The 14,985-nt window shown below is 68.1% G+C and carries 11 protein-coding genes; 4 read left to right on the top strand and 7 right to left on the bottom strand.

Features of this window, described 5'->3' with window-relative positions; all coding sequences use genetic code 11:
* Window positions 1-15: 15 nt before the first annotated feature.
* Window positions 16-567, top strand: coding sequence for a sigma-70 family RNA polymerase sigma factor (locus IT182_02635; protein ID MCC6162225.1), 552 nt, complete (start codon window positions 16-18; stop codon window positions 565-567).
* On the opposite strand, the gene IT182_02630 is transcribed toward IT182_02635, so the two are convergent.
* The 3 genes from IT182_02630 to IT182_02620 are packed head-to-tail and all read right to left on the bottom strand — an operon-like array spanning window position 530 to window position 4,676.
* Window positions 530-2,977 (bottom strand): serine/threonine protein kinase, encoded by a 2,448-nt coding sequence (locus tag IT182_02630; GenBank protein MCC6162224.1) that lies wholly within the window; start codon window positions 2,975-2,977, stop codon window positions 530-532. The two genes, IT182_02635 and IT182_02630, sit on opposite strands and share 38 nt — an antisense overlap.
* A gap of 47 nt (window positions 2,978-3,024) precedes the next feature.
* On the bottom strand, window positions 3,025-3,807 hold the full coding sequence (locus tag IT182_02625) for a hypothetical protein (protein MCC6162223.1): 783 nt from the start codon (window positions 3,805-3,807) through the stop codon (window positions 3,025-3,027).
* Entirely contained in the window at window positions 3,804-4,676 is an 873-nt protein-coding gene (locus IT182_02620) for a VWA domain-containing protein (GenBank protein ID MCC6162222.1), read from the bottom strand. Before IT182_02620 ends, IT182_02625 begins: the two co-directional genes overlap by 4 nt.
* A gap of 259 nt (window positions 4,677-4,935) precedes the next feature.
* Here IT182_02620 and IT182_02615 point away from each other — a divergent pair, with 259 nt between their 5' ends.
* Window positions 4,936-6,429: an FAD-binding oxidoreductase gene (locus IT182_02615; GenBank protein ID MCC6162221.1), complete on the top strand. Its 1,494-nt coding sequence runs from the start codon at window positions 4,936-4,938 to the stop codon at window positions 6,427-6,429.
* Between the two features lie 41 nt (window positions 6,430-6,470).
* On the opposite strand, the gene IT182_02610 is transcribed toward IT182_02615, so the two are convergent.
* The 4 genes from IT182_02610 to IT182_02595 all read right to left on the bottom strand — a co-directional run bounded on the left by IT182_02610 (window position 6,471) and on the right by IT182_02595 (window position 12,004).
* The gene (locus tag IT182_02610; GenBank protein ID MCC6162220.1) at window positions 6,471-7,718 is read right to left on the bottom strand and encodes a RidA family protein; all 1,248 of its coding nucleotides are present in this window, start codon (window positions 7,716-7,718) and stop codon (window positions 6,471-6,473) included.
* Window positions 7,719-7,968: 250 nt separating this feature from the next.
* Window positions 7,969-9,300 (bottom strand): response regulator, encoded by a 1,332-nt coding sequence (locus IT182_02605; protein MCC6162219.1) that lies wholly within the window; start codon window positions 9,298-9,300, stop codon window positions 7,969-7,971.
* A 161-nt stretch (window positions 9,301-9,461) separates the two neighbouring features.
* Window positions 9,462-10,706 (bottom strand): amidohydrolase/deacetylase family metallohydrolase, encoded by a 1,245-nt coding sequence (locus tag IT182_02600; protein MCC6162218.1) that lies wholly within the window; start codon window positions 10,704-10,706, stop codon window positions 9,462-9,464.
* A gap of 194 nt (window positions 10,707-10,900) precedes the next feature.
* Window positions 10,901-12,004: a substrate-binding domain-containing protein gene (locus IT182_02595; protein MCC6162217.1), complete on the bottom strand. Its 1,104-nt coding sequence runs from the start codon at window positions 12,002-12,004 to the stop codon at window positions 10,901-10,903.
* A 279-nt stretch (window positions 12,005-12,283) separates the two neighbouring features.
* Here IT182_02595 and IT182_02590 point away from each other — a divergent pair, with 279 nt between their 5' ends.
* Together IT182_02590 and IT182_02585 are read left to right on the top strand one after the other, a co-directional pair.
* Window positions 12,284-13,759, top strand: coding sequence for an AMP-binding protein (locus tag IT182_02590; GenBank protein ID MCC6162216.1), 1,476 nt, complete (start codon window positions 12,284-12,286; stop codon window positions 13,757-13,759).
* Window positions 13,756-14,985 (top strand): hypothetical protein, encoded by a 1,230-nt coding sequence (locus tag IT182_02585; protein ID MCC6162215.1) that lies wholly within the window; start codon window positions 13,756-13,758, stop codon window positions 14,983-14,985. Before IT182_02590 ends, IT182_02585 begins: the two co-directional genes overlap by 4 nt.

Genomic DNA, 14,985 nt, shown 5'->3' with positions numbered 1-14,985 from the left:
TAGAATCCCATCCGCATGCCGGCTGTGACCCATCCACCGGAGGTGCTGGCGATTGCCGCGGAGTTGATGCCGATGCTCATCGACGCCCTTCGGACGTCCGCTCGGCGCGAGCGTCGTCGGGTTGGCGCCGGCGAGACGCTCCGCACGACGGCGCTCGTCCATGAAGCCTATCTGCGTCTGCAGGCGGGTCCGGGCTGGCGTGACGAGCGGCACTTCCTGCACGCGGCGGCCCTGGCCATGCGCCAGGCGCTGGTCGATCACGCACGGCGCAAGCTGGCGCACAAGCGCGGCGCCGGCATGGTCGACGCACTCGAGGACCATCCCGACGCCGAACCATTCTGGGAGAGCGACGAGCGGCTGGTGGAGCTCGATGACGCGCTCGTTCGATTGTCCGCATTGAATCCGCGCCTGACCCGCGTGGTCGAGTGCCGGTTCTTCGGCGGCTATTCCGATGCCGAAACCGCGCGCGTCCTCGGCGTCACGGAACGGACCGTCCGTCGCGACTGGGTCAAGGCCAAGGCGTGGCTGTTCACGGCGCTGTCGCCGTCAGACGGTAGCGCGTCCTGATGTCGGCCGCCTGCGCGATGAAGCGCTGCCCCTGCGCACCGAGACCGGCTGACGCGCGCTCGGCGTCGGCGAGACGTCGCGTCGCTTCCCCGACGTGTCCCTGGGCGGCCCTCACGCGCGCGAGCGCGAGCGTCGCCATCACAGCGCCGGGATGCTCGGCACCGAGCGTACTCCGGGCCGCGGCATGTGCCGCACGTGCGGTGCGTTCGGCCCCGGCAACGTCTCCCACGGCCAGTGACGCCTCGACAACGCCTGCGGCGGCAGCCGCATGATGCAGACTGCCGACGCCGGCGTACTGCGCGCCCATCGTCTCGGCTTCACGCAACAGCGGCAGCGCGCCCACCGCGTCGCCGCGCTGCAGGCGCGTCTTGCCGTAATTGCTGAGCAGGGCCGCCGTGGCTGCCGAGGGTCCGTACTGGCGGCGGCGCAGGTCCACCGCGCGTGCCAGCAGCGGCTCGGCGGCGGCCGGGTGTCCTGACGCCACTTCGACAGCGCCCCAGTTGTTCAGCGTGTTCAGGGCGTCCGGCGACTGATCGAGTCCGCTCGCCTGCCACACGCCACCAGCCGCGACGAATGCCTCCCGGGCCTCGTCGAGCCGTCCCTGGCCGAACAACGCGACGCCGATGTTGTTGTGGAACACACCTGTCTCCCGATGATGGGCTCCACTCAGCGCGATGCGCTCGATCAGGCCATCACGCAGCAACTGCACCGCTTCGTCGGCCCGACCGGCCTGGCGCAGCAACTGCGCTTCGAGCAGGCGACTGTCGACGAGCCGCGATCGCCAGCGACGGGAGTCGGCCGACCAGAACGCCTGCGCCTCGGCAAGCAGCGCGTGCGCGTCATCCGCACGTCCCTGCTGCAGGCGTACCTGCGCCAGGTCGTAGCGGCCAGCGGCGATCAACGCCGGGTCCACCTCGGCAGGATCCGCGTCGGCCAGACGCCGCAGCAGCGGTTCGGCCGCTTCGTAGTCGGTGATGAGGAAGTACAGTTCACCAAGCGTGTGCAGCACCGGCGCGGCGTCGCCCGGCTCGCGCGCAAACTCGTGGACGATGCGCTGCGCCGCGTTGTCGAGCACATCGGCGGCGCTCGCATCGCTGCCCTTGAGTGCACCAGCGCTGCGGAACATGTGGAACACCGCCTGCTGCACGGCCTCGAGGCGCGCCTGCTCGCGCAGTGCCGCGTCGCGCTGATGCGCGGCCTCTCGTGCCTGCCACACGGCCACGCCCAGTCCCACACCAAGACTGCCGATGACGGCTGCCAGCGTCGTGAATCGCCACCGATACTGATAGGCCACCCGCCGAAGCCGATAGCCTGACTCGCCTGACCGGGCGTCGACCACGGCGCCTCGCTGGGCGCGCCGCAGATCGCCGGCCAACGCCTCCAGTGTCGGATACCGATCGGCCGGGTCCGGCTGGATCGCCCGCGCGAGGATCGCGTCGAGGTCGTCGAGCAGACGGCGCGCGCGACGCGAGTCCGGCCGCGCCACGGCTCGCTCACGCAGCGGCGCGACGCGCAGGTCCGCGCCCTGCATGGCGGCCAGCGCGGACGGCAGGCCGCTGCCGTACGGCGCCTGGCCGGTGAGCAGTCGATGGAGCACGGCGGCGATCCCGTAGACATCGGCTGCCGTGCCGACGGGACGCCCCGCCAACTGTTCGGGAGCCGCGTAGCCCAGACTCAGCGGCGCACGACGGTCGTCGCCATCGACCGCGTCGGTCAGCAACGCAACCCCGAAGTCGATGAGCCGGACACGCCCGCGCTCGTCCACGAGCAGATTCGAGGGCTTGAGATCGCGGTGCACGACCAGTCGACTGTGCGCGTACGCCAGCGCGTCGCACGCGTCGAGCACGACCGCCACGGCATCGTCGACCGACGCGCGATGCACCGTGCACCACTCGTGGACGGCGACGCCGTCCACGTACTCCATCACCATGTACGGCCGCCCGGCGTCGAGATGTCCGCCGTCGATCAGACGGGCGATGCCGGGGTGCTCCAGCCTGGCGAGGATGCGACGCTCGGTCTCGAAGCGTTCCCAGGCACCTGGCGCGACGTGGCCGAGCAGTTTGAGCGCGGCGCGCTGCGCGAACTGGCCGTCGTCGCGCGCCACTTCGTAGACCTCGCCCATGCCACCGCGCCCGATCGCGCGCACGACGCGCCAGACGCCCGCCCTGTCGCCTGGGTCGAGGCTGTACGGCCGTGCATCGCTGGAGGCCTGCCCGGACGAGGGTGCTTCCAGGAAGTCGCGTCCGAGCTCGACGGCCTGCAGCAGCCGAGCGACCTCGGCGACGATGCCCGATGGCGCGGATTGCCCTCGCAACCACGCCTCACGCATGTCGGTGGGCACATCGAGGGCCGCGTCCAACAGCGCCTCGATTCGCACCCACGTCTCGTCTCGCACGTCGCTCTCTTGCATGGTCTTGGTCGCCGCCTCACGGACCCGCGGCACGGGCCGCACGCGCGCTACAAACCGGCGCGAACGTGCACCTCCGTCACGTCGAACCTGCCGCGCACACCTTCGATGCGCCGGCCTGCCAGGTCGCGTGCCAGCACGCCGGGCAGCAGGACACCGCTCGTGAATCGCCCCGCGATCGACCACGTATCGTCGCTCACCCGCTCGAATCGGTCGATCTCCACGGTCACGGGTCCACCACCGTCGACGGTGCTCGTGAGCGACTGCGTCAGGCGTCGTGCGTCCGGAGTGTAGTCGAGTGCCGCGGCGCGTACCGTCGCGTCAGTCAGGCCGACGCTGAACGTCAGGGTGACCTGCGTCCCGTCTACTGCCGTGCCGTTGAGCGTCACCTGACGCATCTTGATGATCGACACAGCGCGAATCTCGGAGGTGTATCGCGTCGTCCCGGCGAACTGTTCGGCAATGGCCTGCACGTCATCGGCACCCACGCGCACGCCGCCACCCACCCGTTCCTTCGCGCGGTCCAGATCGCGCTGTCCCTCCGCGGTCTGCAATCGCTCCGCTGTCTTGCGGCCGAGATCGGCATCGATGACCGTCGCAACGGACCGATACATGACGTCACCAGCCCCCCAGTCCACGACGAGGGTTCCCTGCACGCGCTGGCCGGGTTGCAGTGCGGCCTCGACTGGCGCCGCGACCCTTGCCGCTGCATCGGCCACACCGGCGTCGGTGACACTGCCTGCATCCGATCCCGTTGCTCCGCACGCAACGCCCGTCAACGCCACGACGAGCACGGCACGACGCGCGATCGGAAAGCACCGCCACAGGTTCATGGCTGCTCCATCACGATCCTGGCGCCCGGCTTGACGCCCGCGATCCAGTTGTCGTCCTGCTTCTCCAATCGCAGAGGGGCCGTGTACCCCTTGAGAAAGCAGCGCGGATGGTCGATGAAATAGCTCCCGGTGGGCTCATAGTGCCAGCCGGCGCAACCTGCCTCGCCGTTGCACAGCGTCTGGCAGTCCCTGGCGGTCTGTTCGACGCTGAACGCTACGCTGCGCGTCGCGTGGTTGTCCTCGACGCCGTCGACGACCGTGCCCGCCACCCACCCCAGTGAATACCCGGGCAACCACTCCTGTGCGCCGGTCAGCGGGCCACTCGACGCGGCGGCGACGTCAGCGAGGGCCTCGGAGAGCTCACGCGCGTCGCGCGCGTCAAGATAGCGCCCGCCCGTGCTTGCCGCCAGGCATTCGAGCTGCTGGCGTGCGCGACTGCCGCGGGCGATGTCGAAGCCGACGACGTGGGCGGTGAAATCGACACCGATGGCTTCCAGTTCCTTGCCGACGGCGCAGGGATCGGCGCCGCATGTCTCTTCGCCGTCGCTGATCAGGATCACTGTCGCCTTCCGTTCGGACAAGCGCAGCAGGTTTGCCGCCTGGCGGACCGAGGCGGAGATGGGTGTCATGCCCCTGGGATTCAGGCCCCCGACGGTGCGGCGCATGGCGGCCGCGTCCGCACGGCCGATCGGGTGCAGGACTTCGATGTCGTTGCAGTCGCCCTTGCGATTGTGACCGTACGCCATGAGGCCGAGGTCACCGCCCCGCCACGTCGAGACCATCGTATCGACGGCGTCGCGTGCGATCGCGATCTTCGTGCGGCCCCCGACCTGGGCCCACATGGAACCCGAGGCATCGAGGACCAGCATGGTGCTGGACGTATCCTGCTGTGAGCCTGTCAGGCTCACGGTCGAGACAATCAGCGTGACTGCAGTCAGCAGGCCCGCCGCAGTGGTTCGTACGTAAGGCATTCCGGTCTCCGGCGGGGCCGTCTCCGTGACAGCCCTCCTCTATCGGTGGATACGCAAAGCACGGCGCGATCCGGACATGCGCCCCTCGCCGGACAAGGTCCGCAGCTCAGCCGTTCGGTTGCCTGGGTCGCAGCGTTGACTCATCGGGAGCCCCACCATGCATCGACGCGCATTCCTTCAGTCGGCCGCGGCTGTCGCCGGGTTCGTTCCGCTCGCCCCACGCCTTGCGTTCAGCCGTGCATATCAGGCCGCACCGGCGACGATGGCCGATCTCGATGCGGTGCGTGGTGACGGTCGTGCCGTCACGTTGCCGGCGGCAGCCATCAAGGATCTGGCCGCAAGCCTCCGTGGCCCGACGCTGCTGTCGTCGTCTCCCGGGTACGAGGCCGCCCGGCGCGTGCTGAACCCGGCGATCGACAGGCGTCCGGCGCTCATCGTCCGGCCGACTGGAACCGCCGACGTCCGCACGGCCGTGAGTTTTGCTGCCGCGCACGGCCTGCTCGTGGCCGTGAAGTGCGGTGGCCACAGCTTCTCGGGTCTGTCCACGTGCGACAAGGGCATGATGATCGACCTGTCCGGCATGCGTGGCGTCAGGGTGGACACCAGGACCAGGCGTGCGTACGTCGAGGGTGGTTCGCTGCTCGGTCTCGTCGATCACGAAGCAGCGGCAGACGGCATGGTGACGCCGCTCGGCACGGTCTCGCATACCGGCGTCGGCGGCCTCACGACGGGCGGCGGGTTCGGCCGGCTGGCGCGCAGGTACGGCCTCGCTGTCGACAACGTTGTCGGTGTGGACGTGGTCTGCGCCGACGGCTCTGTCCGTCACGCAGACAAGGATGAGAACGCCGACCTCTACTGGGGTGTACGCGGCGGCGGCGGCAACTTCGGCGTCGTCACCAGCTTCGAGTTCCAGTTGCATCCGTTCGGCGGCACCGTCACGGCCGGCGACCTGGTCTTTCCGATCGCGAAGGCGCGCGAGGTGCTGCGCTTCTACGCCGAGTTCTCCGCCAGGGCGTCCGACGAGGTCTACGTGGACTTCGTCATGGCGCAGCCTCCCGGCGGCAAGGACGGCATCGCACTGCTGCACGTCTGCTACTGCGGCGACAACGCCGATCGCGACCTCGCGCCGTTGCGCACGCTCGGGACGCCCATCGCCGACACGATCAAGGCGCAGCGCTACGTGGACGTCCAGCGTTCGGGCGACGACACCGACGTGCGCGGGATGGGCGAGTACATGAAGAGCGGGTTCACGACCGGCATCAGCGAGCAACTGATCTCCGGCATCATCGACGGGTTCGAGGGACATCCGGTCCGCTCCACCGCCGTCTTCACCCAGCACGCCGGCGGTGCCATCGGCAGGCAGCCGGTCGGCGCGGCGGCTTTTCCGCACCGCCATGCTCAACACGCCTTGATGGCCGCCGTGTCATGGAAGGTCGGCGACGATGGCGCGCCGCACATGGGGTGGGCGCGCAAGTACTGGGGAGCCATCGAGCCCTTGACCAGCGGCTTCTACATCAACGAAGTCAACGACGAGACACGCGCCGTCCTGAACGCGAACTATCGAGAGAACTTTCCCCGCATGGTCGCGGTCAAGAAGCAGTACGACCCGGACAACCTGTTCCGCCTCAACGCGAACGTGCTGCCCGCCTGATCGCTGGAACCGCGCGGGCGATCCGCATCTCGGGGCGTACGTCATTTCACCCCAATCAGCGAAATCTGCTCGAGGCCTGGATACGTGTCGCCGCTACTGGACGTGCGGTCGGTCGGGGCCACCTGCGCGATGGTCGTCCGCGTCGGCGGATTGTCCGGGAAGTACTGGGCATAGACGCGATTCATGCGCGCGTAGTCGTCCATGTCGTCCAGATACACGTTCGTCGCGACGACGTTCGGGAGCGCCAGCCCTGCCTCTTCAAGCCCGTCGAGCAGGTTCCTCATCGTCTGGCGGATCTGCGCATCGACGCTGCCCACCCAGATGCCCTGAAGTCTGGCGGGGCCAGGCGTGAACGGGCCCTTGGCCGAACAATAGTAGGTGTCGTCGGCCAGCACGCACGGACTCGCCGTCGGACTGGGTGCCATGTTCTTCGGCCTGAACGCGCGGCGGCGCGAGAGGTCGGCGATCGCCACGCCCGTGAACTGGATCGTGTTGCCGCCTGGCAGGCTCGTCACGTTGATGGTCGCGCGCGCCGGCGTGTTGCCGAACTCGAAGTGCTTCGCGTAGATGGGATTCATCCGGCGCGAGGCGGCGCTCGTCATGTAAGGGTTCACGAACACGACGTGACGGAAGTCGAGTCCGGCGGCGACCAGGATCTGCCGCATGTTGTCGAGCGCGAGCTGCACCTGGTCGTCGGGGTCCGGCGGCACGCGCCCCGTCGCCACGTCGGCGCCAGGCGATCCCGACAGGAACAACCGGGTGCCGGCCATCACGCCCGGCGACCACGAGCACGACGGCGGGTATCCGGGTGGGACGATCGGTCGCCTGCCTTCGAGGTCCCGATACGCGACGGCGTTGATCTCGACGGCGATGCCGGCCGGCAGGCTGTACACGCCGAGAACCGCGCGCGCCGGCGGCGCCGTGGGGAAGAACTCGCGCCACACGCGGTCCATCACGTCGTGGTCGGCCATGTCTGTCAGATAGACCTGGCTGTACACCACATGCGCCATCGTGAGCCCGCCGGCCTCCACGATGGCCTTCACGTGCTGCAGCGCCTGGCGCACCTGGCCTTCGATGGTGTCCGGCAGCCGGCCGTCCGCATCGCGTCCACCCTGCCCCGACACGTACAGGAAGCCACCCGCGAACACGCCGGGACTGTACGGCCCGGCAACCGTTGTGCCCGGCGGCGAGATGACTCGTATCGGCACCTGAGCCTGCGCGACGAGCACGGCCGCGCTCGTGACCGACAGCGCACCGGCCAGCATGGCGGCGAGGGCGTCAGCGTTCATGGCGCGGCCGGCGCTGTTGGCCAATCACGCCCGTCTTCGGGTGCACGTAAATGCCGCTTGATCGGTCCCGGATACCAGAGTTCCACCCGTCCAGCGGCAGCAGGTAACCTTGCGATCTCGATCTCGGCAGCCGACGTGGTGAGATCCTGCTCCCAAGGCACTTCAGATCGAGACGCCCTGTCTCTCCACTGGCTGACATAGTGGAGACAGTGGCACGGCGCGATCGCCGCGTCAAGCGGACGAACGACGATCAGGCGGGCGTGTCGGGCGAGCTGTCGCCGGCGGCGTTGCTGCCGGACAGGGTCGTGCAGATACAGAGGTCGTGCGCGTGCGCCTCGAAGAAGACGACGATGGCGTCGCCGTCGGCGGGTGGCGCCCAGCCGCGCACGGCGTGATGACGGATCGTCGGCAATCCGCAGCGGACGCTGATGCCGCGCTCGTTCAACGCCGTCCGCAGGCGGCCCGTGATGATATTGGCGATCTCGCTGACAGCTGCGTCTGGTTCGGTGGGCGTGATCACGGCGTCCGAGGTCCCGAGCATCCTGGCAGCCGCAAATCGCGCGTGTTCCAACGGCATGGTGAGCTGGAACTGCAGGACCAGCTGCTCGCTGAGCTCCTCGATCTCGACCAGGCACGAGATCGCGTCTCCGTCGCGTTCCTTGCCCGGCGACGCGTCGAGCGGCGTGACGTCGACGCCGAGCATCATGCCGAAGACCTGCTCGACGGCGCTCGTCAACCGCGCCTGCAGCGCGGGATACAGGGCCAGGGCGCGATTCAGGCCGTCCGCCCGCTGGAGCAGGCGATCGAACTGATCGCCGAACAGCTTCGGAATGTACGTCCGCACGAGCACGCCGTCGTAGGCGGCCGACTTCACCACGCTCTCGAGATGATTCTGCGGAGCGATGGCCACGACGCGCGTGCCCCGCAATGCGGGCACGCGTCGGAGCTCCGCCACGAGCAGGTCGCTCTTGAGAAGGCCGAGATCGTGTCCGATGAGGGCGACATCCGGTGGCGACTCGAGACAGGCCTTGAGTGCGGCCACGCCCGTCTCGGCTTCCGTGGTCGTCACCTTCTCTCGAAGCGTCGACACGACGAACTCGCGGAAGTTCGCGTCGCCGTCGGCGATGAGCACGCGCGTGGCGCCGGGCTTGGCAAGCTTGCCACCATCCTTGTACTCGTCGCGCCCGAGCGCATGTCGATGCCGCTGGATGAACGTGGCGAGCCGCTGGCTCAGCACGCGCGGGTCGACCGGGCGCAGGATCAGGTCCCCGACGCCGAGCTCGATGAGGCGGCGCACCGTGCTCTCGTCAGGGGATTCGGCGATGATCACTGTCGGCATCGCCGCATCGTCGGGCCCCTGGCGCAGGATCTCGAGCACGCGGAGGCCGTCGATCATCGGGAGATCGAGGTCGAGCACGAGGAACGAGAACGCCCGCGTGCTGAGACGCTCGATGGCGTCCATCCCGTTGGTGACTTCGCTCACCTCCATGTCGAAGTCGCGCATGAGCACCCGCGTCGTGGTCATGCGGGTATGGAGATTGTTGTCGGCGACGAGAACCGTTGGCTTGACTTTGGCGGACATCAAGGACCTTGCTTACCGTGGCATCCCTGCGACGCTGCTGCCGGGGAGCACGCGCGCGATAGTCCATCCTAACGAACTTTCGCGGCGGCTCGTCGGGTTTCCATCGTCTACAGCGCGCGCGTGCTCACGGCCTCGCCTGCGCGGCGGCGCGAGGCGACGGTCTACTTCGTCCACTTCTTCCTGTCGTACGGGAACTCCTTCCAGCTCGTGCTGGTCCTGCCGTTGAGATCCCAGACCACGCGCCCGTCCCGGATCGTGAGCTCGGTGACAATCCGCTGACGGCCCGGATACACCGCACCGGCGGAGTCGACGAATCCGAACCGCCCTTCGTCTACACGGAGCACGGCGATGTCGGCTCCGGCGCCGACATCGAGGTGGCCCAGTTCGGGACGTTTGATCTGTCTCGCCGGATTCCAGGTGGACATGGCGATCACGTCCGCGAGGGAGGCGCCAAGGTTCAGCACGGAAGACATCGAGTTGTTCATCGTCTTCATGCCGGCGTTCATGCTGCCCGTATGAAGATCGGTGGAGATCGAGTCCGGTGGGAAGCCCTGCTGCAGCGCCGGAGCCGCGACATACCAATAGAAGCTGCCTGCGCCGAACCCGACGTCGAAGAAGATGCCTCGCTTCCTGCCGGTGAACATCGCCGGATTGATGTTGCCGTCCTGAAGCAGCTCCTCACGATGCCCGGAATAACAGTGCGTGTAGATATCGCCTCGCTGCAACTTGTCAGCAAGAAGACCGGTCAGGTTGCGGACGTCGTTCATATAGCCGAAGTCCACCATCACCGGCATCTCGACGGCCCGGCTCGCCCTGGCGGCCGCGTCGATCGACTCCCAGCCGGGGCCGCCGAAATGCGCCGATTTGATGCCCACGACGATGTCACGGTGTTCCTTCACGGCGCGCACTGTCGCTTCGACATCCAGTTCGCCGAGGTCATCCTCCTTGTCGAGTCCCATGCCGGAGCCGGAGATGTTCACGAACGCCAGCACCCGCGTCCGTGACTTCTCCACGACGCGCCTGCGGAACTCCGGCAGGTCCCGCCATCCGGATGAGCCCGCGTCCACAATCGTCGTCACCCCGCTGCGGAACGTGTGCGCGTCGGCCTGCACGTTGCTGTCCCGTGCCATGGCCCTGTTGTCGGGCCGTTGATAGACGTGTACGTGGATGTCGATCAGTCCAGGCGTCACCGTCAGCCCTGTCACATCCGCCACCCTGGTGGCGTCGGCGGCCGGGATGTTCGCCGCCACGCGGGCGATCCTCCCGTCCTTCACCGCCACGTCCATCAGAGCATTGATGCCATTCTTCGGATCGATGACGTGGCCGCCTTTCAGCAGCAGGTCGTAGCTGGTCTGGGCCAGGAGCGCCGGTGCGAACACAAGCACGAGTAGAGTGGCTCGAAGCATGAAGCACCTCACCTTTCGGACAATCGGAAGCATCGGAGTCGTTGCGGGACGGTGTACTGGACATGGCATCGTCGGAGGCATGGGGACAGTTCCTGTGCGGCGTGTGTCGCCGCGCCACCAGGCCCATCGCCTGTCCGCGTCGCTCCGATGCGCCCATGGACATCACGCGGTTCAAGCCGCGACGCCATGGTCGGTCAGGCGGGCGGATAGTACTCGCGCCAGTTCTCGCGCGTGAGCACGACGTGCTCGACGAGCACGGCGGGCGGCACCGCCTCCCGTCGGAGCACTCGTTGACAGAGATCGAGAAGTCTTCCGCCGTAGCGCTCGGGGAAGTACGCCACGGAGGCGACCAGCGGGCTGGCAGGATCTGCCAGTTCGCGATGGACGTCTGCCGTCGCGTTCTGTCCCACGATGGCCACATCGGCCTCGCGCGCGAGCGCGCGCACGGCGTCGATGGCACCCAGGGCCGCGGGCTCGTTGACACATGACACGAGCGTCTTCGTCCCGGGCCGATATCCCTCCAGCGTGGCGCGCAGCGACTGGAGGCTCTTGTCGTGCTGGCCCTCGCCGTCCAGGTGGAGCACACGCTCTTCCGGGAATCCGCGCAGCACCTCCCGCACGCCGGCCAGCGCGCCACTGAGTCGGGCTTCGACGTCATGACTCGCGAGATGCGTTTCGAGCAGCACGAGCCTGTGACAACGCCCCTGCCAGGTGCGCCGCGCGAAATCGCCGAGCGCACGGCCCGCCAGCTTTCCGGCCTCGAAGTTGTTGGCACCGAAGTAGAACCCACCGGGGATGGGTGAGTCGACGGAGATGAACGGCACGGCAGCACGATGGAGCACGTCGGCCAGGGCGTGTGCCACGCGCTGCTGTGGCTGGAACACGATGACGACTCGCGCGCCAAGATCGATGAGCAGTTCCGCGTTGTGTCGCGCCGTCTCCGCATCGTCGTCCGGGTTGTCGAGCGTCGTGAGATCGAGACCCGCATCGGCAGCCGATCGCTGGAGACTCTCGACAATCGCGCGACGGAAGGCGGTGCCCGCGAGTGGTGCGCAATAGCCGATGCGCGCGGTCCGCTGGCGCTCGACGGGCCTGTAGCGTCGTGCGCCATCGCGACGCAGGAAGCCTTGGCTCTCCAGCGTGTGCAGGAGGCGGAGAGTGCTGACGCGATGCATGCCGACGGCAGTTGCGATCTCGGTCGCCGAGGCCGGGCGCGCCATCCCTTCCACGTGACGCAGCACGGCGAGCCCCCTGGCCAGCGTGCTCGACCCTCGCATGTCGCGCGTTTTCGCAATCATCAGCACCCACCTTATTGAAGTTCATTTTCTGAACTTCGCTGGTGTTGACACAGGTCACCACAAGACGCAGTATCGCGCCTCATCTGCCTAATATGGCATACAGATAACCACAACTGGCCCATTGGTGTTCATGCGATGAACGCGACACCCCTCGTGCCGACCCGACAAGCCTGGGTTCTGTGTGCCTTGCTCTTCGGTGCTCTTCGACGGCTGCAGGGTGACGTGGCCGCCGCGACAGCCGAGGCGAGCGCACACCGGGACTACATGGAGCGCTGAACCGTGTCATTGCTCGATCTCTACGACCTTTCGCTGCGCGGCCGGGCGGCGACGCCCGCGCTCGACGTCATACAGCAGGACGGCACGTGCCGGAGTTTCACCTTCGGCGATCTGGACGCCCGCAGCGACCGCCTCGCCGCCAGTCTGCACGCGCGAGGACTGCGCCCAGGCGACAGGATTGCGTTCTGCCTGCCCAATCGTCTCCTCGTCATCGATCTCTGGATCGCGTCAGTGAAGCTCGGCGCCATCGTCGTGCCGATCAACGTGCTCTATCGAGCGCGCGAGGTCGGACACATCGTCGGCGACGCCGCTCCTGTCGCCGTGATCACGACGCCCGATCACGCAGGGGACGTACCGGACGGTACGCCCGTGTGGGATGCCGACGCGCTGGAGCGTGACGCCGACGCCGCAGCCGCGACGCCGCCACGCGTGCGCAGCACGGCGGGCACGCCCGTGGCACTCGTCTACACGTCAGGCACGACGGGGACGGCCAAGGGCGCGATCCTCACGCACGGCAACTTCGCCGCCAACGCGCTCACGCTCGTCACCACGTGGGGGATCACCGCGGGCGACCGATACCTCGCCGCGCTCCCGTTGTTCCACGTACACGGGCTCGGCAACGGCGTGCAGTGCTGGCTCGCAAGCGGATGCCACATGCGGCTCGTCGAGCGCTTCGAGTACGCCAAGGCACTCGACTGGTTCGACGACTACCGGCCCACGCTGTTCTTCGGTGTGCCAACGATGTACGTCCGCCTGCTCGATGCCCCGCCGGATCGCGCGCGGGCGATCGGTGAACGCATGCGTCTCTTCGTCTCGGGATCGGCACCGCTCCCGGCACATGTGCTGACGGCATTCGCGGAACGCTTCGGTCACGTGATCCTCGAGCGCTACGGCATGACCGAGACGATGATGAACGTCAGCAACCCGCTGATCGGCGATAGGCGCGCGGGAACGGTCGGCCTGCCGCTGCCTCTCATCGACGTCGAGATCCGGTCGGAAGACGGCATCGTCGTCGCCGATGGCGAGGCGGGCGAACTGTGGGTGCGCGGGCCGAACATCTGTCCCGGATACTGGCGCCGCCCCGACGCCACGGCGGCCGCGTTCGTCGACGGCTGGTTCCGCACCGGCGACATCGGCGTGCGTGACAAGGATGGGTACATCACGCTCCAGGGGCGACGCAGCGACCTCATCATCAGCGGCGGGTTCAACGTGTACCCGCGCGAGATCGAGGATCTCCTGACCACCTACGAAGGCATACGCGAGGCGGCGGTCGTCGGCGTGCCCGACGACACTCGTGGCGAACTTCCCGTGGCCTACATCGTCTGCGACGAGGGCGTCGACCTCGCGGCACTCGACGCGCGCGTGCGCGGCGAACTCGCGTCGTTCAAGGTCCCGCGCCGCTTCATCCGCGTCGACGCGCTGCCCAGGACCGCGCTCGGCAAGGTGCAGCGCCACATCCTCATCGCGATGCAGTCATGAGCCCGGCCGCGCTGTCGGTGGCCGCACTGGTGCTCGTCATGCTGGCGAGCCTCGGCACACGCGTGAACGTGGGCGTGCTGGCCATCGCGCTGGCGTGGCCGCTGGCCGTGTACGCCGCGGGCTGGCGCGTCGACGCGTTGATGGCCGTCTTCCCGTCGTCGCTCTTCCTCACGCTGCTCGGCGTGACGCTGCTCTTCGGTGTGATGACGGCCAACGGCACGATGGCGGTCCTCACCAGTCGCGCGCTCCGCCTCTGCGGCGGACGCGCGGGCTGGCTGCCGCCGCTGCTGTTCGTCGTCGCCTGTGTCGTGAGCACGCTCGGACCCGGCGCCATCGCCAGCGTGGCACTGCTCGCCCCGCTCGGCATGGCCGCAGGCGTGAGGGCCGGCGTGCCGGCGCTGCTCGCGGCGCTGATGATCGGCAACGGCGCCAACGCCGGGAATCTCTCCCCCTTCAGCGCCGTCGGCGTCATCGTCGACGCCGCGATGACGAAGATCGGGCTGGCGGGTCATGGGTGGACGGTGTGGGCCACCAATTTCGCGGCACACGTCATGTGCGGCGGCCTGGCATGGGGGCTGTTCGGCGGCATGCGACTGTTGCGATCCACGGAGAGAGCAGCAATGCCGCCACCCGAGGCGTTCGAGCGTCGTCACGCGATCACGCTGGTCGCGGGGGCACTGTGGGTCGTGGCCGTTGTCGCGTTCGGAGCGAACCTCGGGCTCGCGGCGTTCGCCACGGCCGCCGTGCTCGTGCTCATCGGCGCAGCCGACGACGCGGCGATGTTGCGGCAGGTGCCATGGTCGGTGATCGTGCTGGTGTGCGGCGTGAGCACACTCGTCGGTGTGCTCGAAGGCACGGGCGGGCTCGACCTCTTCAGCGCGGCGCTCGCCGCCGTCGCGACGCCTTCCTCGATCAACGGCACGATCGCGTTCATCACCGGGCTCATCTCGACGTACAGCTCGACATCGGGCGTTGTCTATCCGACGTTCCTGCCGACGATTCCTGCACTCGTGACGCGACTCGGCGGTGGCGATCCGCTACAGATCGCACTCAGCATCAACGTCGGCGCCGCGCTGGTCGACGTGTCGCCACTCTCCACGCTCGGCGCGCTGTGCATCGCCGCCCTGCCCGAGGGAATGGATGCCACACGGCTCTTCAGGGCGCTGTTCGCCTGGGGCATGTCGATGACCATCGTCGGCGCGCTGTTCTGTCAGCTGCTGCTTTGA

This window comes from Acidobacteriota bacterium, from assembly GCA_020845575.1.
Taxonomy (GTDB): domain Bacteria; phylum Acidobacteriota; class Vicinamibacteria; order Vicinamibacterales; family Vicinamibacteraceae; genus Luteitalea.
This window is presented reverse-complemented; position numbering and strand designations above follow the sequence as displayed.